Origin of the sequence: Marinobacter lutaoensis, from assembly GCF_001981305.1 — a bacterium.
In the GTDB taxonomy this organism is placed as follows: Bacteria; Pseudomonadota; Gammaproteobacteria; order Pseudomonadales; family Oleiphilaceae; genus Marinobacter; species Marinobacter lutaoensis.
The window spans coordinates 335,678-354,925 of record NZ_MSCW01000005.1 but is presented as its reverse complement, the minus strand read 5'-3'; the positions used below and the strand labels follow the sequence as shown (position 1 = coordinate 354,925).

Sequence of the window (19,248 nt, the reverse complement as noted above, 5' to 3'; positions counted from 1 at the left end):
GTGGCGCCATGGAGCCACCCCGCAGTGTGCGCGATCAGTCCTCGATCTCGCCCATACCGGTGATGTTGAAGCCGGCGTCCACATACATGACCTCGCCGGTGACGCCGCTGGCCAGATCGGAGCAGAGGAAGGCTGCGGCGTTGCCAACTTCCTCGGTGGTCACGTTGCGACGCAGGGGGGCGCGCTTGGCGTTCTCGGCCAGCATCTTGCGGAAGCTGGCAATGCCGGAGGCGGCGAGGGTCTTGATCGGACCGGCGGAAATGGCGTTGACCCGAATGCCTTCCTTGCCGAGACTGGCGGCCATGTAGCGCACGTTGGCTTCCAGGGAGGCCTTGGCCAGACCCATGACGTTGTAGTTCTGCAGTACCCGCTCCGCACCCAGGTAGCTCAGGGTCAGCAGGGCACTGCCTTCGTGCATCATGCTGCGCGCACCCTTGGCCAGGGCTACGAAACTGTAGGAACTGATGTCATGAGCGATGCGGAAGCCGTCCCGGGTGGTTACATCCACGTAGTTGCCGTTCAGCTCGTGCGCGGGCGCGTAGCCCACGGCGTGAATGATGATGTCGATGGTGTCCCAGTGCTTGTTCAGCTCGGTGAAGACGTTGTCGATCTGTTCGTCGCTGGCAACGTCGCAGGGAAAGGTCAGCTTGCTGCCCCATTGCTCCGCGAAGGTCTCCACCCGGGAGCGAAGCTTCTCATTCTGATAGGTGAATGCCAGTTCCGCCCCTTCGCGGGCAAAAACCTCGGCGATTCCGTAAGCGATGGAGTGTTTGCTGGCAACGCCAACGATCAGTGCTTTCTTGCCACTGAGCATTCCCATGGGTTGATTCTCCCTGTATTCGTGATGTTGGAGCATTATCGCCAAGTTACCGGCGGCGAGTAACACTCAATTGGTCGTAGGCGAGGGCCGAGACTCCCCGCCCTGGTAAAAGAACGCGGCGCTGAGCAGGGCTTGGGTATAGGGATGTCGGGGGGCGCGGAAAATGTCCTCCGCGTCACCGTACTCCACCACCTTACCCCGTTGCAGCACCAGCAGTTGATGGCTCAGCGCCCGAACCACCGCCAAGTCATGACTGATGAAGATATAGCTTAGCCCATACCGTTGCTGGATGGCCCGAAGCAGCTCGATGACCTGTTTCTGAACGGTGCGGTCCAGTGCCGAGGTGGGTTCATCAAGAATGATCAGCTCCGGCTGCAGGACCAGCGCCCGGGCAATCGCGATGCGCTGGCGCTGACCGCCGGAAAACTCGTGCGGATACCGGTGTCTGGCCTCCGGGTCGAGACCCACGTCGGCAAGGGCCTGGATAACCCGCTGCTCATGCCCGTCCTTGCCGGCAGGGTCATGGATCTCCAGACCCTCGCCGACGATTTCAGCCACCGACATCCTGGGGCTCAGGCTGCCAAAGGGGTCTTGGAATACGATCTGGATCCGGCGTCGATAGGGACGGAAGCTTCTCTGATCGCAGTGGGACAGCTCCTCCCCCTGCAGCTGGAAATGGCCGTCGCTGGCAATCAGCTTGAGCAGCGCATGGCCGATGGTGGTCTTGCCACTGCCGCTTTCCCCGACAATACCGAGGGTCTGGCCCTTGTCGAGGTCGAAGCTGACGTCCTCGACAGCGGTGAACGCCTGCGTAACCCGCCCGAACAGGTTGCGGCGGATCGGGAACCGGACACTCAGGTTCTGTACCGACAGCAAAGGCTGCTGCTGGGCGGGCCGGCCGGGGGGCCGGCACGGTGGCTCGGCGTCCAGAAGTTTGCGGGTGTAAGGGTGGCTGGGCCGGGTGAACAGATCGTTGGTGGTGGCTTGCTCCACGCGTTGCCCCTGTTCCATCACCACCACCCGGTTGGCGTAGCGGCGGACGATGCTGAGGTCGTGGGTGATCAGCAGAACGGCCATGCCCAGCTTCTGTTGCAGGGAACCGAGCAACTCCAGAACCTGTTTCTGGACGGTCACATCCAGAGCTGTGGTGGGCTCGTCGGCGATCAGCAGTCGCGGTTCGTTGGCCAGAGCCATGGCGATCATAACGCGCTGTTTCTGGCCGCCGGACAGCTGGTGCGGATAGCTGCTCAGGCGTGATTCCGGCTCGTGGATCCCAACCAGTTCCAGTAACTCCAGACAGCGGCGACGAGCCTGGGGGCCGCGCATGCCCTTGTGGACGGCGAGGGTTTCGGTGATCTGCTTTTCCACCGTATGCAGGGGATTGAGCGAGGTCATCGGCTCCTGGAAGATCATGCTGATCTCCCGGCCCCGGATCTGACGCAGCCGTTTTTCGCTCGCTTTAAGCAGGTCCTCGCCCTGAAACAGGATCTGCCCCGAGGGATAGCGGACATGGCGGGCATCCAGCAGGCGCAGGATCGACAGGGCGGATATGGATTTACCGGAACCGCTTTCGCCCACCAGCGCCAGGGTTTCACCTTCGCGGATGTCGAAGGACAGGTTGCGCACCACCGGGGCGGCCTGGTCGAAGGCGATGGACAGGTCGCGGATCTCGAGGAGTTCGCTCATATCAGCCTTTCCTGGGGTCGAATGCGTCCCGGACAGCTTCACCCACGAATACCAGCAGGGTGAGCATGACCGAGAGCGAGACAAAGGCGGAGATACCGAGCCAGGGCGCCTGCAGGTTGGCCTTACCCTGGGCGATCAGTTCCCCCAGCGACGGCGATCCGGCGGGTAATCCGAAACCGAGAAAATCCAGGGAGGTCAGGCCGGTGATGGCGCCGGTCAGGATGAACGGCAGGAAGGTCAGGGTGGCGACCATGGCGTTCGGCAGGATGTGCCGGAACATGATCTTGCGGTTGCCCAGGCCCAGCGCCCGGGCCGCCTTGACGTACTCGAAGTTGCGTGCCCGCAGGAACTCGGCGCGCACCACGTCCACAAGCCCCATCCAGCTGAACAGCAGCATGATGCCCAGCAGCCACCAGAAGTTGGGCTGTATGAGACTGGACAGGATGATCAGCAGGTACAGCACCGGCAAGCCGGACCAGACCTCGATGAAGCGCTGTCCCAGCAGGTCCACCTTGCCGCCGTAATAGCCCTGGATGGCACCCACCAAAACCCCGACCACGCAACTGGCCAGGGTCAGGGTCAGGCCGAACAGCACCGACGTCCGGAATCCGTAGATGACGCGAGCCATCACGTCCCGCCCCTGATCGTCGGTACCCAGCCAATTTTCCGGAGACGGCGGCGCCGGTGAGGGCACCTCCAGATTGTAGTTGATGGTGTCGTAGCTGAACCGGATCGGAGGCCAGACCATCCAGCCATGGGATGTAATTTCGCCGGCGATGAACGGGTCCCGGTAATCCGCTTCGGTGGGCAGGAATCCGCCGAAGGTCTCCTCCGGTACCGATTGGAAAACAGGAAAGTACAGATGATCCTTGTAGGACACCAGCAGCGGTTTGTCGTTGGCGATCAGTTCCGCGCACAGGGACAGTCCGAACAGGACCAGGAAGATCCACAGGGACCAGTAGCCCCGGCGGTTGCGACGGAAGTTGCGCAACCGACGCTGCTGGACGGGGGAAAGCGCCTTCACGATCAGGCACCCTCCCGGCTTTCAAAGTCGATCCGGGGATCGACCAGCATGTAGGTGATGTCGCTGATCAGTTTCAGTACCAATCCCATGAGCGTGAAGATGTAGAGAGTGCCAAAAATCACCGGGTAATCCCGGTTCAGGGCGGCTTCGAATCCCAGCAGGCCGAGCCCGTCCAGGGAAAAGATCACCTCGATCAGCAGCGAACCGGTGAAGAACAGTGAGACCAGAACCCCGGGAAGGCTGGCAATGACGATGAGCATGGCGTTGCGGAAGACGTGCCCGTACAGCACGCGCCGCTCGTCCAGTCCCTTGGCACGGGCCGTGACGACATACTGTTTGCTGATCTCGTCCAGGAACGAGTTCTTGGTCAGCAGGGTCAGAGTGGCGAAACCACCGATGACGTTGGCTGTCACTGGCAGGGCCAGGTGCCAGAAATAGTCGGTGATCTTCTGGTACCAGGGCAGCTCGTCGAAATTCGGTGACGTCAGCCCGCGCAGGGGAAACCAGTCGAAGTAATTGCCGCCGGCGAACAGTACGATCAGCAGTATGGCGAACAGAAAGCCGGGGATGGCGTAACCGACCACGATGGCGGAACTGGTCCAGACATCGAAACGGGAACCGTCGGTGACGGCCTTGCGAATCCCCAGGGGAATGGACACCAGGTAAATGATCAGGGTCGACCAGAGCCCGAGGGAGATGGAAACCGGCATCTTGTCGAGGATCAGCTCGATGACGCTCCGGTCACGGAAGAAGGAGTCGCCGAAATTGAAGGTGGCGTAGTCTGCGAGCATTTTCAGGAAACGTTCATGGGCTGGCTTGTCGAAACCGTACATGACCCGGATTTCCTGCAGCAACTCATCCGGAATCCCCCGCGAAGCGCGACTGCCGCCGCTCCCGGTGGTCACCTCGCTGCCACCGCCGCCTGACGCTCGCGCCAGCGCGCTGTCGCCGTGGCCCTCCATCTGGGCGATCAGTTGTTCCACCGGGCCGCCGGGGGCGGCCTGCACGATCACGAAATTGAGCAGCATGATGCCGACCAGGGTCGGGACAATCAGCGCCAACCGTCTCAGGATGTAGATGCCCATGGAGAGGGAGGTTCCTTTCGCTACTGCCTGGCAGGGCGAAGCCTGTTCAGGGCTTGGCCCACCAGTTGTTCAGGTCGATCCCTTGCTTCGGTGTGACCGACGGCCGTACCAGATGGTTCCAGTAGGCGACCCGGTCTTTCCCCAGGTGCCACTGGGGAATCGCGTAGTATCCATGCAACAGCACACGATCCAGCGCCCGGACCCGGTACACCAGTTCCTGGCGGTCCGGCGCCTGGATCACCAAGTCGACCAGCTGATCGACCACCGGATCCCGGACACCCATGTAATTCCGGGATCCGTGCATGTCCGCAGAGGAGGAATACCAGTAATCCCGCTGTTCGTTGCCCGGGGAGTCGGATTGTCCCAGTGCCTGAACGATCATATCGAAGTCGAAGTTCCGGAGCCGCTGGACATACTGATTGCTGTCCACCGTGCGCACCGTCATGTCGATCCCCAGCCGGGCCAAGTTGTTCTTGAAAGGCAGGACAACCCGTTCGAATGTCTTTTGGAATAGCAGGATCTCGAAGGCCAGGGGCTCGCCGGTGCCGGCCTTGACCATCTTGCCCTCGCGGATCTCATAGCCGGCCGAGCGCAGCAGATCCAGGGCCGTTTTCAGGTTGCGTCTGAGCCCTTCGGGCCCATCGGTGGTCGGCGGTTGATACGGCTCGGTGAACACCGACTCGCTGAGCTGGTCCCGGAACGGTTCCAGAATTTCCAGCTCCCGTCCGGTCGGCAGCCCGGACGACGCCAGTTCGCTGTTCTCGAAGTAACTTTTGGTACGGGAATACTGATCATAAAACAGGTTCTTGTTGGCCCATTCGAAATCGAAGGCATAGGCCAGGGCCTGCCGCACGCGGGGATCGGAGAAGACCGGTCGCCGGGTGTTGTACAGGAATCCCTGCATGCCGGCGGGACGATGATGTCCAATCATCTCCTTGACCACGGAGCCGTTGTCGAACATCGGGCCGGTATAGGCGGTTGCCCAGTTCTTGGCGGAGGATTCCAGCCGGAAGTCGAAATTGCCGGCCTTGAAGGCCTCCAGGGCAACGGTGTCATCGGTGTAGTAGTCGTAGCGGATCCGGTCGAAGTTGAAGCGGCCTTTGCGGACTCCGAGATCCCTGGCCCAGTAATCCTTGACCCGCTCGTAGGTGATCGAGCGCCCCGCCTCGAAATCCGCGATCCGATAGGGGCCGCTGCCCACCGGCGGCGTCAGGCCGCTGTCGCCGAAGTCGTGGTGTCGCCAGTAATGGGCGGGCAGAACCGGTAGCTGGCCGAGGATCAGCGGTAGCTCGCGGTTGGTGGTATCCCGAAAGTTAAAGCGGACGCGCCGGGGCCCTTCGACGACCACCTCGGAAACGTCAGCGTAGTAGTTGCGGTAAAGCGGGTGCCCCTGGGTGGTCAACAGCTCGAAGGTGAATTTCACATCGTCGGCGGTGATGGGTTCCCCATCCTGAAAGCGCGCTTCCGGGCGCAGATTGAACACCACATAGCTGCGGTCCTCCGGCGTTTCCAGAGATTCGGCGATCAGGCCATAGGCGGAAAAGGGCTCGTCGGCGGAGGACTCCATCAGGGTGTCGTACAGGTATGTGCCGATGCCGGCGGCGGAGACGCCCCGAATGGTGAAGGGGTTGAACGAGTCGAAACCGTTGGCGACGACCGCCAGGCGCAGAGTGCCCCCCTTGGGCGCATCCGGGTTGACATAGTCGAAGTGACTGAAACCTTCCGGATACTTCGGTTCGCCGTGCATGGCGATGCCGTGGCGAGGCGCCGGGGCGGCGACCAGGCACTGGGCCGCCAGTAACAACATCAGGAAAGCAAACGGGCGGGTCAGGGAACGGGGCGCACTCGGGTTTCTTGTCATGGTTTGGCGTCAGGGGCTGTTACGAATGTCCACGTAGAGTACCAGACTTTGCCCGGGTTGCAGATAACGGGAGGTGTTCAGCCCGTTCCAGGATGCGATGTCGCTCACGTTGACAGAAAAACGGTTGGCGATGGCATACAACGAGTCGCCCTTGCGCACCCGGTATCCCACTTTCCGGACCATGGATTTGCCTCGCGGGCTGGTGCTGGCCAGCGCCGCGGCGTTGGCGGACTTGGACCAGATCACCAGCTCCTTGCCCGGAATCAGCGGGTCGCTGGGGGCCATGCCGTTCCAGGACGCCAGCTCCCGTACCGACACCCGGTGCTCCCGTGCAATATCCCAGAAGGTATCGCCCCGCCGGACCAGGTAGCGAACTTTGTGGCCGCTGCGCTGACGGGCCTGTTTGCGCTCGAGGCGGTTGCTGGCGCTCAGGGCATAGGCGTCGGCGTCCCGGGTGGCGGATGGAATGAGCAGTCGCTGGCCAACCCGGATCAGGTCGGAGTTCAGTTTGTTGACCTGTTGGATCACCGACGGAGTGGTGTGGAATCGACGGGCGATGGTGATCAGGCTGTCGCCCGAACGCACCTTGTAGTTCTGCCAGGACACCCGCTGTTCCACCGGGAAGTTGGCCAAGGCGGTGCGAAAGGCTTCCGCTTTCTCTCTGGGCACCAGCAACCGGTGCGGACCATCGGGATGGGTCGCCCACCGGTTGTAGGAGGGATTGAGTAGATAGATTTCGTCGATGTCCACCTGGGCGAGCTCCGCGGCCTGGGCAAGGTCCAGCTGAGAGCCGGTGTCCACCACCTCGAAGTAGGGCTCATTCTTCAGTGGCGGAAGTTCGAGGCCATAGGCCTCCGGGTGGTCGAAGATCTTTGCCAGGGCAATCAGCTTGGGGACATAGTGCCGGGTTTCTCTCGGCAGTTCGAGGGACCAGAAATCGGTGGGGCGGTTGGCCTTGAGGTTGCGTCGAATGGCGCTGGACACAGTACCACCACCGCTGTTGTAGGCCGCGAGCGCCAGGGTGTAATCGCTCTCGAACCGCTCGCTCAGGCGCTCAAGGTATTCCAGCGCCGCGTCGGTGGAGGCGATGATGTCGCGACGATCGTCATGCCACCAGCTCTGAGTCAGGCCGAAGTACTTGGCGGTGGAGGGGATGAACTGCCACAGGCCGGACGCACGGCCGTGGGAATAGGCAAACGGGTCGAAGGCACTCTCCACCACCGGCAGCAGGGCGAACTCCGAGGGCAGGTTACGCTTTTCCGTTTCCGAAAGAATGTAGTAAAGATAGCGGCGGCCGCGCTCAACCACGCGCTGGATGTACTTCGGATGGCGGACGTACCAGTCCAGCTGGGCCTGGACCCGGGCATTGTCGATGTCGTGATCCAAGGCAAAGCCGTGTCGAAGCCGGTTCCAGAGGTCCTCTTCCTCAGCCAGGGCGCCGGTGTCTGTCTGTCCCGGGTCGTCGAGCTTTTCCCGGGCGTCCCGGGCCTTGGCACGAAGCTCCGGGGCAATCGCGGTGTCCAGACGTTCATCCGCCGTGGCATCCCGGCCATCACCGGATTCGACGGCCTCCTTCAGGTCGTCGTCGCCCGTGGCCACCGTGACTTGCTCGGAGTCAAGAGGGTTGTCGGAGGCGGCATGGAAACTGGCGCAGCCCCCAGCCAGGGTGCAGGCAATGAACAGGCAGGAAAAACGGTGAACCGACATATCTGGGCGTTCCGGCTTGGTTTCCGGCCAACGTGCTGGAAACAGGCTCCGGCCGGATGAATGAATGAGTGTCTCGAACTGGCTCAGATTCTATGAGAGCGGTTTTCAAGGGGTCAAGAAACCGCTCGTTACGAAGTGGTCCAAGAACGTTAAAAAGCCGTCAGAAGTGATCCTTGGCGTGGCGGATTGCCGCGAACACCTCGTCGTCTGTACCCGCTGGCAGGTTCCGGTCCGCCGCGTAACGGCGAGCGGCTTCGGCCACCGAGGGCTCATCCCAGCGCAGGAAGGGATTCAGCCGCCGCTCCTCGGCCAGTACCGAGGGCACGGTGGGTACGCCCGCGTCCCGCTGGTTCCGGCATTGGCGCTCGAACTCGACCAGGCTGGTGTCGTCGGGCAGGAAGCTCCGGGCGAACGTCAGGTTTGCCAGCGTGTATTCATGGGCGCAATGGACACGGGTGGTGTCTGGCAGGGCCCGAAGCTTGGCCAGGGAGTGGCGCATCTGGGCCGGTGAGCCCTCGAACAGCCGGCCACAGCCGCAGACGAACAAGGTGTCGCCACAAAACAGCAACGGCGGTTCACCCTCAGGTTCAGTGAAATAGGCGATGTGGTCCAGGGTGTGCCCCGGTACCGACAGTACCCGAAACCGGAAACCCTGCCACTGTACGGTGTCACCCTCGCGTACCGTCTCGGTGGTCCCCCGGAACGGGGAATCGGCGGGACCGACCACGCGGCAGTTGGGGTGCTGGTTGCGCAGCGCGCCGATGCCGCCGACGTGATCCGGGTGATGGTGGGTGACCAGGACGGTGTCCAGCACCAGTCCGTGGCGTTCAAGGTACACCTCGACCGGCGCGGCCTGGCCGGGATCGACCACCAGAGCCTTGCCTGCCTGGGGATCGGCGAGGCACCAGATGTAATTGTCGCGAAAGGCTGGAATGGCGGTTGGGGTTGCCATGATGCACCCTACTGTGTTCGCAATGTGTGGCTGTTATCATAATGCAATTGGCCCAGGGGGCCCAACTTGCCGGTAATCACGAGCGGGGGAGCGCAACGTGGAGACATCGGGTACCGTCGACTATCCGGCACGTCACGAGAGTTTCGAGCGCTGGTTCCAGTCCGCGCTCGGGCGGGCCTTGCTGGCGGATCAGAGGGCGTTCTGCGACCATACTCTGGCGTCGTTCTCCGGAGCCCGGCAGCTGCAGGTGGCGGTGAGTCACCGGCTACCGCTGGCCAGCAGTACCGACTACGCTCAGAAAATCATGACGACGCCGCGTTGGTTTCCCCATATTCCCGACGGAGTGGTGGTGTGCGAAGCCGACGAGCTGCCGTTTCCTTCCGACTCCATGGATCTGGTGCTGCTGCATCATGCGGCGGACTTCTCGCCGAACCCACACCAGGTACTGCGGGAGGCGGCCCGGGTACTGCGGGGGGAGGGCTCCATCGTTCTGATCGGTTTCAACCCGGTGAGTCTGTGGGGGGTGAGGCGGCTGCTGTCGCGCCATCCCCACGGCCCTTGGGGCGGCCGCTTCATGTTCCGGCGGCGGATGGAAGACTGGCTGAACTTGCTGGGCTTCAGCGTGGAGTGCTCGGTCACGAGGTTTCACCGGATGCCGCTGCAACGGTGCCCGGACTCCGGCCGGGAGTGGCCGCGCCTCAGGCGCGTCGCCAACCGGTTCCTGCCCTTGGGCGCCTATTACTGTATCCTTGCCAGGAAACGGGTTTATGGGCGAATTCCTCGGCAGTCTGCGTGGCGCACCGGCAAGGTGGTGACCCTGCCGGGCACCGGCACCGTCGGAGCGTCCCGGAGTTGTCGGGGCCAGCCCCGGACGGTGGCCCAGAGCCGAAACATATCGCTGAAACAGGAGTATTGATGTCGGGCAAGGTAACCATGTATACGGATGGCGCCTGCAAGGGCAACCCGGGCCCTGGTGGCTGGGGGGTGGTACTGCGGTATGGCGCCAAGGTGAAAACCCTGCACGGGGGGGAGCGCCAGACCACCAACAACCGAATGGAGCTTCGGGCTGCCATTGAAGGCCTGAAGGCGCTGACGCGCCCCTGCGAGGTGGATCTTCATACCGATTCCCAGTATGTCCGCAAGGGAATCACCGAGTGGCTGGCCAACTGGAAACGCAACGGTTGGAAAACCGCCTCGAAACAGCCCGTCAAGAACGAGGACCTCTGGCGGCAGCTGGACGAGCTCACGGCCCGGCACCGGGTGCGCTGGCACTGGGTCAAAGGGCACGCGGGAGTTCCCGACAACGAGCTGGCGGATGAACTGGCGAATCTGGGTGTAACGGAGTTGATGGAAGCATGAGGCAGATTGTCCTGGATACCGAAACCACCGGTATCGACCCGAACGCGGGTCACCGCATTATCGAGATTGGCTGCGTGGAGGTGATCGAACGGGAGCTGACCGGCCGCAACTACCACGTATACATCAATCCGGAGCGGGAGGTGGAGGCCGAAGCCATTACGGTACACGGCATCACCAACGAGTTCCTGGCCGACAAGCCCACGTTTGCCGAAATCGCCGAAGAGTTCTTCGAGTTCATCAAGGGCGCCGAACTGGTTATCCACAACGCCGCGTTCGACGTTGGCTTCATTGACGCCGAATTTGCGCGTCTGACCCCAGCGCGCAAGGTGGCCGATCACTGTGGCATCGTGGACACACTGGCCATTGCCAGGGCCAAGCATCCGGGGCAGAAGAACAGCCTGGATGCACTCTGCAAGCGCTACGGCGTGGACAACAGCAACCGGGAGCTGCACGGCGCCTTGCTGGACGCCGAAATCCTGGCAGACGTCTACCTGCTGATGACCGGCGGCCAGACAGCGCTGTCCCTGGATGCCGGTAACTCCGAGGGTGGCGCGGTCGGCGGTATTCGCCGGCTACCCGCCGGACGCCCCCGCCTGGCGGTGGTGCGCGCCTCGGAAGAGGAGATGGGCGCGCACCGGGAATTTGTGTCCCTGCTGGAAAAACAATCCGGTAAGAACCTCTGGAGCTTGCTCGAGCACGCGGAATGAGAACTGCATCAGCCTGTACCAAATGTTACATTCCGCCTTTCTTGAGGGACTTGAGTTTTGTGTTATAAGTAATGATAAGTTCGCCGTTTTTTTGCGAACTTTAAGCCGGTGAGCCAGGAAGCCACCGGCTTTAGAACAAAAAGGCCCTGTGTCGGGTGGGTCCGGGTCAGACTTCAGGATTGGCACGCGGTGGTCTCCGCGCATTTAACAGGAAGCGTTTATGGTCCAATCGTCTTTGGCGACGAAATCGCAGTCGTTTGATCTGGTCAAGGGCGAGATCGAGCAAACGATCAGACAAGCGGAGTCCAGCCTTGAGCGCTTTCAGGAAAACCGGGAAAGCGGGGAAGACCTCCAGAACTGCATCGATTTCCTGAATCAGCTTCGTGGCATCTTCGTGCTTGTGGAGCTGCGAGGGGGCACCCTGTTGTGCCAGGAAGCCGTCGCCATGGCGAACGATGTTCCGATCGGCGCCAACGACGACAAGAACATCCTCTTGACCACCCTGAGCAGCGCACTGTTCATCCTGCGCCGTTACGTCGAATACTACCATCAGCAGCGGGAAGACCACCCGGAGCTGTTGCTGCCCATCATCAATGACTTGCGCGAGGCGCGCCGGGAAAAACCCTATCCGGAATCCTGCTTTTTTGAAGTTGATGTCAGGGAGCGGCCGGATTTTTGCACCGGTGTGGCTCTGGTGCCGTTCGAAGGAAACGAAGCCGATTACGAGCTCCACGCCCGACGCATGCGCCTGATGTTCCAGGTCGCCTTGCTTGGGGTCCTCAAGGAACGCAACGATGTCGTCAGCAAGAAACTGATCGCGCGTGCCGCCCGGGGCTTCGCGCGGCTGTGCCAGGGGGCGCCCATGGGCCAAATGTGGTGTCTGCTGGCCATTGTCGCCGAAGCGATGCTGGATCGGGCCATGGTGTTCACCAAGGCCCGCAAGCGCATGCTGATGCGTATCGAGCGTTATGCCCGGGAAATGGTCTACGTGGGCAAGGTGGCGACCAGTAAGGACGCCCCCGATTCGCTCATTCGCGACCTTCTGTACCTGCTGTACCGCAGTGGTTCGGCGAACCCGGAGGTGACCCGGGTGCTGTCCGCCTTCAGCCTGGCCCCGGCGGAATTCCCGGATTCCATGCTCGAAGCCCATGCCCGCCGGCTGTACGGACCGGGAGCGGATGTCCTCAAGTCGCTGTCCGAAGCGCTGCAGGAGGAACTCAACCAGCTCAAGGACAAGCTCGACATCATCGAACGGGGCATTGAGCCCGACTTGTCTGAGCTGGCGTCTATTGCCGGAACACTGGAGCGCCTGGCCAACACCCTGACGATGCTGGATCTGAATCGGCTGGCGGAGCTTGCACGGGGTGAGGCGGTGCGCCTGCGTGACTGGCAGCAGGAAAACCGCCTGCCCGGCGACGAGGAACTCTATCGGCTGGCGGACTCGGTCCTGAACATCGAGGATGCCGTCATGCAGATCGTCACCCGCGGCATCACCTCGGAAACCGACGCCCTGGCCGGTGGCCACACCCCCCGTGAGGAGTCGGTGTATCTGCAGGAAGCCTTGTATGTGGTGGCGGACGAGGCGAAGAGTGCCCTGACCCTGGCCAAGCGCGCGATTACCGCGTTCATCGAGTCGGATTACGACAAGCTGCACCTGGCCAATTTGCCGGCGACCCTGCGCAGCATCTGGGGCGGGTTGCGCATGGTCAACGACCCGGAAGCCGCCGAGGTTGTGGCCCGGATCGCCGCGTCCATTCAGGAACGTCTGCTGGATGCCCGGGAAGCCCCTCCGGCGCAGGTGCTGGAGGCGCTGGCGGATGCCTTGACCTCGCTCGAGTATTACATCGAAAGCATCGGCAAGCGCGAGGAGCGGAATCCGGACCTGCTCAGGCTCGCCGAATCCTCGCTGGACGACGTGGGGCTGTAACCCATGTCGCACGAGCTTGCCACCCTGGTGCTTGCGGCTTTCGGCGGCGTGCTGGTGGTGGGCTCGCTGGTCTTTTTCCTGCGGCCACGCTGGTTATGGCAATGGTTGAAAGGCATGGTGGTGTTTGCCGTCCTTGCCTTGGGCCTCTACAGCTTGGCCATTGCGGTCAGCTTGCTGGAATACGAATCCCTGGAGGGCATGGACACGGTGGCCACCGTGTCCACCTATCGCCAGGGCGATCAGCTGTGGCAGGTGGCCCTGCAGCTTCCGGACGAACCCCCAAGGTATGAAATGGTGCGCGGCGACCAGTGGCAGCTGGATGCCCGGATGATGCGTTTCGCCGGTCCCATCCGTTGGCTGGGGGTGGCGCCGGGGTACCGTCTGGAGCGTCTGAGTGGCCGCTACACCTCGCTGGAGCAGGAACGCACGGCCCCACGCTCGGTCATCGCGTTGCACGGGAATCGATGGCTTGACCTTTGGGCGCTGGATCGCGAATACAATCTGCCTTTCGTGGAGGGGGTCTATGGCAATGCCACCTTCATGCCGATGCGCGACGGTGCCAGCTACGATGTGCGCCTGTCCTCCTCGGGCTTGGTGGCTGTGCCGTTGAACGAGGCCGCCCGGGAGGCGGTGCAGCACTGGAATGACGGGTAGGGGCGGACACAAAAAAACCTGCGGTAACCGCAGGTTTTTTCAGGACCTGGGGGGCGATCAGCCCATGTTGAACAGTTCGCCCAGTTTGGTCGCCAGCATCATGTCGCCTTCGGCGCGCAGCTGGCCGGCCATGAAGGCCTGCATGCCATCGGTCTCGCCGGACACGATGCCTTGCAGGGTCTCGGAGCTCATGATCAGGGTCACGGAAGGGTCGTCGTGAGCACCTTCGTGCAGTTTGCAGGTGCCGTCATTGATGACCAGGTGGTAGGTCTTGTCGTCCTCGATATCGAACTGGAACACCAGATCCAGGCCCTGGGCGGCGTCCGCGTTGAAGTTCTGTTCGAGCTTTTCAAATACCTGAGCTACAGACATTGGTTTACCCTTCTTGATGGTTGTCTTGTCTTGACGACGGCTTGTGATCCCTGGCCGTGTGAGCCTGCACCGGAGCCTGGGCAGCGCCGACCTCGCCATCCGACTTTAGGGTGAGTCTCCACGTCCTGTCAAGCTCGATCGAACGCTTGTTTAAATTTTGCGTTCGGCTTATCACTCCGGTGGCCTTACGTTACACTCATGCCCCTGGATCAACAGCTGGAGAAGCCTCTTGGAGTTCCTGACAGAATATGGCCTGTTTCTGGCCAAGGTTGCCACGTTCGTGGTTGCGGGCATCATCCTTGTCAGTGCGGTCGTATCGGCGGCCCAGAAGGACAAGGGGGACCCCGAGTTCGACGGCGAACTCAGAATTCGCAAACTCAATGACAGCTACCGCAAACTGAAGGACAACATCGAGGCGCGCCTGATGTCCGATCAGGCGCGTAAGGTGTACGAAAAAGCCCGGAAAAAGGAGCGCAAGGCCGAGAAAAAGGCCGCCAAGGGCAAGTCCGGAGAAACTGGGGCGGACGAGGCCGGTCGACCCCGGGTTTTCGTGCTGGATTTTGACGGCGATATCAAGGCCAGCGATACCGACCAGCTTCGGCGGGCGGTGTCCGCGGTGCTTGGCGTCGCCGAGCCCGGTCGGGATGAAGTGGTGGTTCGCCTGGAAAGCGGTGGCGGACTGGTGCACGCCTACGGCCTCGCGGCGGCGCAGCTGGACCGGATCCGCAACAAAGGTGTCCGGCTCACCGCCTGCGTGGACAAGGTGGCGGCCAGTGGTGGCTACATGATGGCCTGCGTCGCGGATCGCATTGTGGCATCGCCTTTCGCGGTGGTCGGTTCCATTGGCGTGGTGGCCCAGTTGCCTAATTTTCATCGCTTCCTGAAAAAGAACGATGTCGATTTCGAGGTGCTTACCGCCGGTGAACACAAGCGAACCCTGACGATCTTCGGGGAAAATACCGACAAGGGGCGCCAGAAATTCCTCGAGGACCTGGAAGAGACCCATGGCCTGTTCAAGGAATACGTGGCGGAGCGGCGGCCACAACTGGATATCGCCAAAGTCTCGAACGGCGACATCTGGTTCGGCAAGCGAGCGCTGGAGGTTCAGCTGGTGGATGAGCTGAAAACCTCCGACGAATATCTGATTGAGGCAAGTGAGCGGGCTGACGTAGTGTCGGTGACATTCCAGCGCAAGCGCACGCTGCCGGAAAAATTGGGACTGGCGGTGGGCGCGGCGTTGGAACATACGGTATGGCGCCTGCTGAGCGTCTTCCGTAACCAGAACATCCAATAACGACACGGGGCCAAGACCATGACCATTGACACGACCGAGTTCAGAGCCTGGCGGGTTGAAGAAACCGACGCGGGATTCGTGGGGCGGGAACGAACGCTCCGGATCGCCGACCTGCCCGATGGCGAGGTGCTGGTCCGGGTGGCTCACTCCTCCCTGAATTACAAGGATGCGCTCTCCGCCTCCGGCAACCGGGGTGTGACCCGGCAGTACCCCCACACGCCTGGCATCGACGCCGCCGGGGAGGTGGTGGCCTCCTCGGTGGATGCGGTGACGGTCGGCCGCCCGGTGATTGTGACCGGTTATGACCTGGGCATGAACACCGACGGTGGTTTTGGTGAGTACATTCGCGTGCCGGCGTCCTGGTGTGTTCCCATGCCGTCCGGTTGGGATAGCCGGACAGCCATGGTGTACGGCACCGCCGGTCTGACCGCGGGATTGTGTGTCCGGAAGTTATTGCGCATGGGCGCGGCGCCGGAACAGGGCAGGGTCGCAGTCACCGGTGCCTCGGGCGCAGTGGGCTCGGTGGCGGTGGAGCTGCTGGCGAAGCTTGGGTTCGAGGTGGTGGCCATCAGCGGCAAGGCAGATCACGCGGACCAGCTCAGACAGCTTGGGGCCACCGAAGTGATGGGCCGGGATGCCCTGGCGGAGGACCGGAAACCTCTGCTTAAACCGGAGTTCGCCAATGCTGTCGATACGGTGGGTGGAGTGCCGCTGGCGGAGCTGCTCAAACGCATTCAGCCTGGCGGTTCGGTTTCCATCTGCGGGCTGGTCGCCGGCCCGCAGCTGCCTACCAGTGTCTTTCCTTTCATTCTCCGGGGAATCAACCTGCTGGGGGTGGATTCGGTAGACATTCCGCTGGCCGAGAAAGCCGAGATTTGGGAAAAACTGGCCGGGCCCTGGGCGTGCCCCGGAATTGAGGCGTCTGCCCGAGACATCGGCCGGTCACAGCTGGATGAATGCCTGAAGGCGTTTCTGGCGGGGGCGTCGGCGGGCAAACGGGTGCTTGACCACGCGCTCGACTAAGCGGAAACCCTCGCTCACCATCAAGCAAGGCGGGGCTTCGTGCCCCGCCTTGATATGGCGGCCCCGGGTATCAGGCTAGGCGCCGGCGGAACAGGGGCAGGTCGGTATCGGTGGCCGCCTGGTAGGCAAGGCTGAAGAAGTTCAGGCAGCGGGCGGCCTTGGAGAAATCCTTGTCCGGGCGCAGCGCATAGGTGTCGAAACCGCAGCGTTTCATGAACTGGAGTTGATCCAGCAACACGTCCCCGATCGCCCGCAGCTCATTCCGATAGCCAAATCGTTCCCGCAGCAGTCGGGCAATGCTGTACCCCCGGCCGTCGCTGAACTTGGGGAAGTTGACGGCAATCAGCGGCAGCTCGTTGACCCTGTCCGCGAGCATTTCCGGTTCTTCGTGGCTGTCGAACCAGACACCGATGTCCTCCCGCCCGGCGTAGTGCTCACGACCGGCAAGCCAGAGCCGGACGGGAATCAGGGCTGGCTGTGTTGGCAATGCCAGAGACTCTCCTTCGGCCGGGTGGGGCACGACGACCCAGTGATCCTCGCGAATGCCGCCATCGGCGGTGACGATTTTAGGCATAGACCCGCTCCTTGAAAGGATCAATTCCAATACGCTGATAGGTGTCGAGGAAGGTTTCCTCCTCGGTGCGCTGCTCCACGTAGACGTCAATGATCTTGGCAATCACCTCGGGAATATCTTCCTGGGCGAAGGACGGCCCGAGGATCTTGCCGATGGAGGCGTTGTGGTGGGAGTTGCCGCCCAGGCTGATCTGGTAGAACTCCTCGCCTTTCTTGTCGACGCCCAGGATACCGATGTTGCCAACGTGGTGGTGACCGCAGGCGTTCATGCAGCCGGAGATATTCAGGTCGATCTTGCCCAGGTCGTACAGGTAGTCCAGGTCGTCGAAACGGCGTTGGATTGCCTCCGCAACGGGAATCGACTTGGCGTTGGCCAATGCGCAGTAGTCGCCGCCGGGGCAGCAGATGACGTCAGTCAGGGTGTTCAGGTTGGGCGTCGCGAACCCGAGCGGCCTGAGCCGCTGCCAGAGCTCCAGCAGACGGTCCTGCCGGACATCCGCCAGCACCAGGTTCTGCTCGTGGGTGGACCGGACTTCCCCGAAGCTGAACTCATCCGCCAGGTCGGCGATGTGCTCAAGCTGGGCGTCACTGACATCACCGGGCGGGATGCCGGTTTTTTTCAGGGTCAGGGTGACAATGGCGTAGCCCGGACGTTTATGGGCATCGACGTTGTGGGCCACCCACTGGTCGAATTCCCGGTTCTCGAAACGCTGCTGGGCCAGCAACTCGGAGGCATCCGGCAGGGTTTCGTAAGCCGGCTCCGTGAAGTAGCTGCGGTAGTGTTCGATCGCCTCGGGCGTGAGCCGGGTGGGGGAGTCCTTGATGTGCTGCCACTCGGTTTCGACTTTCTCGGCAAAGCCTTCCGGGGTCAGGGCCTTGACCAGAATCTTGATCCTGGCCTTGAACTTGTTGTCGCGCCGGCCATAGCGGTTGTATACCCGCAGGATGGCTTCGAGATAGGTGAGCAGGTCGGCTTCCGGAAGGAATTCGCGGATGACCGGCCCGATCATTGGCGTGCGGCCCAGACCACCGCCGACATGGACCCGGAAACCCAGCTCGCCCTGATCATTTCGAACCAGTTGGAGCCCGATGTCATGGACCTGGATGGCAGCGCGATCGGTCCGTTCCGAGGCGTTCATGGCAATCTTGAACTTGCGCGGCAGGAATGCGAATTCCGGGTGGAAGGTGGACCACTGGCGAATGATCTCGCAGTAGGGGCGAGGATCCGCCACTTCGTCCGCCTGCACGCCGGAGAACGGGTCGGTGGTGGTGTTGCGGATGCAGTTGCCACTGGTCTGGTTGGCATGCATCTCCACTTCCGCCAGTTCCGCCAGGATATCTGGGACATCCTCAATGCGCGGCCAGTTCAGCTGGACGTTGGTGCGGGTCGTGAAGTGGGCATAGCCCTTGTCATAGTCCCGGGTGATGCGGGCCAGGCGCCGGAGCTGATCGGATCGCAACATGCCGTAGGGTACGCAAATACGAAGCATGGGCGCCAGGCGCTGCACATAGAGGCCGTTCTGCAGGCGCAGCGGCAGGAACTCCTCTTCGGACAGTTCGCCGGCCAGGGCGCGTTGAGTCTGGTCCCGGAACTGCTCGACGCGCTCCAGGGCCAGTTTGCGGTCGTGTTCGTCGTATACGTACATAGGTGGAAAATCCCGATGTTCTTATATCCGGACGGCAGGATATCACCGGTTTTTTATTTCCAAAATGATTATTTCAAAATATGTTTATCGATTCGGGCGATAAGGGCGAGGGGGTTCTGGACGCCGGGACAATCCGTGCTTAACTGAGTACTGGAGCCTTGCCAATAACAACATCCGAGCCCAAAGGAGTACGTCCATGAAGAAAAGCACCCGTCCCGACAGTCAGGTCGACGCCATTGCCGCGGTGCTGGTGATACTGCTGCTGGTTGCCTTCGCGGTGGTGTGGGTCTCCGGGCAGTAGTCCATTCCGGTCAGTGGCCGGCCAGCACAACCTGAACCACCAGGATCAACCCGACCACGAACGCAGCGGTGAACAGAAGCCCGGCGACGATATAGGGCCAGGGGCTGTGGCTGGCAAAGTCTTCCTGCCGGCGCCGATCGGACTGTACGCCGAAAGCGCCGGCCAGGATGCTCTGTAGGATCTTGAGGACGCCGGGGGACCTGGGCCGGCGGTTGTTGTCGTTCTCGGTTTCCTGGGTCATGGCGTCAGTGCCCTCC

The 19,248-nt window shown here is 62.0% G+C and carries 18 protein-coding genes; 7 read left to right on the top strand and 11 right to left on the bottom strand.

Features of this window, described 5'->3' with window-relative positions:
* Window positions 1–34 precede the first annotated feature (34 nt).
* From BTO32_RS07900 to gloB, 7 genes are all read right to left on the bottom strand, one after another.
* A complete protein-coding gene (locus BTO32_RS07900) occupies window positions 35–820 on the bottom strand; it encodes an enoyl-ACP reductase FabI (protein ID WP_076724075.1) in 786 nt (261 codons plus the stop codon).
* Window positions 821–886: 66 nt separating this feature from the next.
* Window positions 887–2,506, bottom strand: a complete 1,620-nt coding sequence (locus tag BTO32_RS07895; RefSeq protein WP_076724074.1) for an ABC transporter ATP-binding protein — start codon at window positions 2,504–2,506, stop codon at window positions 887–889.
* Window position 2,507: 1 nt separating this feature from the next.
* Window positions 2,508–3,530, bottom strand: coding sequence for an ABC transporter permease (locus BTO32_RS07890; protein ID WP_175618648.1), 1,023 nt, complete (start codon window positions 3,528–3,530; stop codon window positions 2,508–2,510).
* A gap of 2 nt (window positions 3,531–3,532) precedes the next feature.
* Window positions 3,533–4,615: a microcin C ABC transporter permease YejB gene (locus tag BTO32_RS07885; RefSeq protein ID WP_076724072.1), complete on the bottom strand. Its 1,083-nt coding sequence runs from the start codon at window positions 4,613–4,615 to the stop codon at window positions 3,533–3,535.
* A gap of 46 nt (window positions 4,616–4,661) precedes the next feature.
* Window positions 4,662–6,476: an extracellular solute-binding protein gene (locus tag BTO32_RS07880; RefSeq protein WP_084206806.1), complete on the bottom strand. Its 1,815-nt coding sequence runs from the start codon at window positions 6,474–6,476 to the stop codon at window positions 4,662–4,664.
* 9 nt (window positions 6,477–6,485) lie between these two features.
* On the bottom strand, window positions 6,486–8,183 hold the full coding sequence (locus BTO32_RS07875) for a LysM peptidoglycan-binding domain-containing protein (protein WP_076724070.1): 1,698 nt from the start codon (window positions 8,181–8,183) through the stop codon (window positions 6,486–6,488).
* Window positions 8,184–8,343: 160 nt separating this feature from the next.
* On the bottom strand, window positions 8,344–9,135 hold the full coding sequence (gloB, locus tag BTO32_RS07870) for a hydroxyacylglutathione hydrolase (RefSeq protein ID WP_076724069.1): 792 nt from the start codon (window positions 9,133–9,135) through the stop codon (window positions 8,344–8,346).
* A gap of 97 nt (window positions 9,136–9,232) precedes the next feature.
* Between gloB and BTO32_RS07865 the strand changes: the two genes are divergently transcribed.
* From BTO32_RS07865 to BTO32_RS07845, 5 genes are all read left to right on the top strand, one after another.
* Window positions 9,233–10,051, top strand: coding sequence for a class I SAM-dependent methyltransferase (locus BTO32_RS07865; protein WP_076724068.1), 819 nt, complete (start codon window positions 9,233–9,235; stop codon window positions 10,049–10,051).
* Window positions 10,051–10,494, top strand: a complete 444-nt coding sequence (rnhA, locus tag BTO32_RS07860; RefSeq protein ID WP_076724067.1) for a ribonuclease HI — start codon at window positions 10,051–10,053, stop codon at window positions 10,492–10,494. Before BTO32_RS07865 ends, rnhA begins: the two co-directional genes overlap by 1 nt.
* The gene (dnaQ, locus tag BTO32_RS07855) at window positions 10,491–11,201 is read left to right on the top strand and encodes a DNA polymerase III subunit epsilon (protein ID WP_076724066.1); all 711 of its coding nucleotides are present in this window, start codon (window positions 10,491–10,493) and stop codon (window positions 11,199–11,201) included. Before rnhA ends, dnaQ begins: the two co-directional genes overlap by 4 nt.
* A gap of 220 nt (window positions 11,202–11,421) precedes the next feature.
* The gene (locus BTO32_RS07850) at window positions 11,422–13,128 is read left to right on the top strand and encodes a FimL-related protein (RefSeq protein WP_076724065.1); all 1,707 of its coding nucleotides are present in this window, start codon (window positions 11,422–11,424) and stop codon (window positions 13,126–13,128) included.
* A 3-nt stretch (window positions 13,129–13,131) separates the two neighbouring features.
* Window positions 13,132–13,782 (top strand): multidrug transporter, encoded by a 651-nt coding sequence (locus BTO32_RS07845; protein ID WP_076724064.1) that lies wholly within the window; start codon window positions 13,132–13,134, stop codon window positions 13,780–13,782.
* A 57-nt stretch (window positions 13,783–13,839) separates the two neighbouring features.
* Here BTO32_RS07845 and BTO32_RS07840 read toward each other — a convergent pair whose 3' ends face one another.
* A complete protein-coding gene (locus BTO32_RS07840) occupies window positions 13,840–14,154 on the bottom strand; it encodes an SCP2 sterol-binding domain-containing protein (RefSeq protein WP_076724063.1) in 315 nt (104 codons plus the stop codon).
* Window positions 14,155–14,383: 229 nt separating this feature from the next.
* Here BTO32_RS07840 and sohB point away from each other — a divergent pair, with 229 nt between their 5' ends.
* Both sohB and BTO32_RS07830 read left to right on the top strand, forming a co-directional pair.
* Complete coding sequence (gene sohB, locus BTO32_RS07835; RefSeq protein ID WP_076724062.1) at window positions 14,384–15,448, top strand: protease SohB; 1,065 nt, start codon at window positions 14,384–14,386, stop codon at window positions 15,446–15,448.
* An 18-nt stretch (window positions 15,449–15,466) separates the two neighbouring features.
* The gene (locus tag BTO32_RS07830; RefSeq protein WP_076724061.1) at window positions 15,467–16,471 is read left to right on the top strand and encodes a YhdH/YhfP family quinone oxidoreductase; all 1,005 of its coding nucleotides are present in this window, start codon (window positions 15,467–15,469) and stop codon (window positions 16,469–16,471) included.
* A 70-nt stretch (window positions 16,472–16,541) separates the two neighbouring features.
* On the opposite strand, the gene BTO32_RS07825 is transcribed toward BTO32_RS07830, so the two are convergent.
* The 3 genes from BTO32_RS07825 to BTO32_RS07815 all read right to left on the bottom strand — a co-directional run bounded on the left by BTO32_RS07825 (window position 16,542) and on the right by BTO32_RS07815 (window position 19,232).
* The gene (locus BTO32_RS07825; protein ID WP_076724060.1) at window positions 16,542–17,045 is read right to left on the bottom strand and encodes a DUF934 domain-containing protein; all 504 of its coding nucleotides are present in this window, start codon (window positions 17,043–17,045) and stop codon (window positions 16,542–16,544) included.
* Window positions 17,038–18,690, bottom strand: coding sequence for a nitrite/sulfite reductase (locus tag BTO32_RS07820; RefSeq protein ID WP_076724059.1), 1,653 nt, complete (start codon window positions 18,688–18,690; stop codon window positions 17,038–17,040). Before BTO32_RS07820 ends, BTO32_RS07825 begins: the two co-directional genes overlap by 8 nt.
* Before the next feature lie 311 nt (window positions 18,691–19,001).
* Window positions 19,002–19,232, bottom strand: a complete 231-nt coding sequence (locus tag BTO32_RS07815) for a DUF2970 domain-containing protein (RefSeq protein ID WP_076724058.1) — start codon at window positions 19,230–19,232, stop codon at window positions 19,002–19,004.
* Window positions 19,233–19,248: the final 16 nt, after the last annotated feature.

Excerpts from the sequence above, each read along its gene's own strand:
- dnaQ (WP_076724066.1), top strand. The coding sequence starts at position 10,491 with ATGAGGCAGATTGTCCTGGATACCGAAACCACCGGTATCGACCCGAAC.
- BTO32_RS07815 (WP_076724058.1), bottom strand. The coding sequence starts at position 19,232 with ATGACCCAGGAAACCGAGAACGACAACAACCGCCGGCCCAGGTCCCCC.
- BTO32_RS07840 (WP_076724063.1), bottom strand. The coding sequence starts at position 14,154 with ATGTCTGTAGCTCAGGTATTTGAAAAGCTCGAACAGAACTTCAACGCG.
- BTO32_RS07825 (WP_076724060.1), bottom strand. The coding sequence starts at position 17,045 with ATGCCTAAAATCGTCACCGCCGATGGCGGCATTCGCGAGGATCACTGG.
- BTO32_RS07900 (WP_076724075.1), bottom strand. The coding sequence starts at position 820 with ATGGGAATGCTCAGTGGCAAGAAAGCACTGATCGTTGGCGTTGCCAGC.
- BTO32_RS07875 (WP_076724070.1), bottom strand. The coding sequence starts at position 8,183 with ATGTCGGTTCACCGTTTTTCCTGCCTGTTCATTGCCTGCACCCTGGCT.
- BTO32_RS07830 (WP_076724061.1), top strand. The coding sequence starts at position 15,467 with ATGACCATTGACACGACCGAGTTCAGAGCCTGGCGGGTTGAAGAAACC.
- BTO32_RS07820 (WP_076724059.1), bottom strand. The coding sequence starts at position 18,690 with ATGTACGTATACGACGAACACGACCGCAAACTGGCCCTGGAGCGCGTC.
- BTO32_RS07850 (WP_076724065.1), top strand. The coding sequence starts at position 11,422 with ATGGTCCAATCGTCTTTGGCGACGAAATCGCAGTCGTTTGATCTGGTC.
- BTO32_RS07895 (WP_076724074.1), bottom strand. The coding sequence starts at position 2,506 with ATGAGCGAACTCCTCGAGATCCGCGACCTGTCCATCGCCTTCGACCAG.
- gloB (WP_076724069.1), bottom strand. The coding sequence starts at position 9,135 with ATGGCAACCCCAACCGCCATTCCAGCCTTTCGCGACAATTACATCTGG.
- rnhA (WP_076724067.1), top strand. The coding sequence starts at position 10,051 with ATGTCGGGCAAGGTAACCATGTATACGGATGGCGCCTGCAAGGGCAAC.
- BTO32_RS07845 (WP_076724064.1), top strand. The coding sequence starts at position 13,132 with ATGTCGCACGAGCTTGCCACCCTGGTGCTTGCGGCTTTCGGCGGCGTG.
- BTO32_RS07885 (WP_076724072.1), bottom strand. The coding sequence starts at position 4,615 with ATGGGCATCTACATCCTGAGACGGTTGGCGCTGATTGTCCCGACCCTG.
- BTO32_RS07880 (WP_084206806.1), bottom strand. The coding sequence starts at position 6,476 with ATGACAAGAAACCCGAGTGCGCCCCGTTCCCTGACCCGCCCGTTTGCT.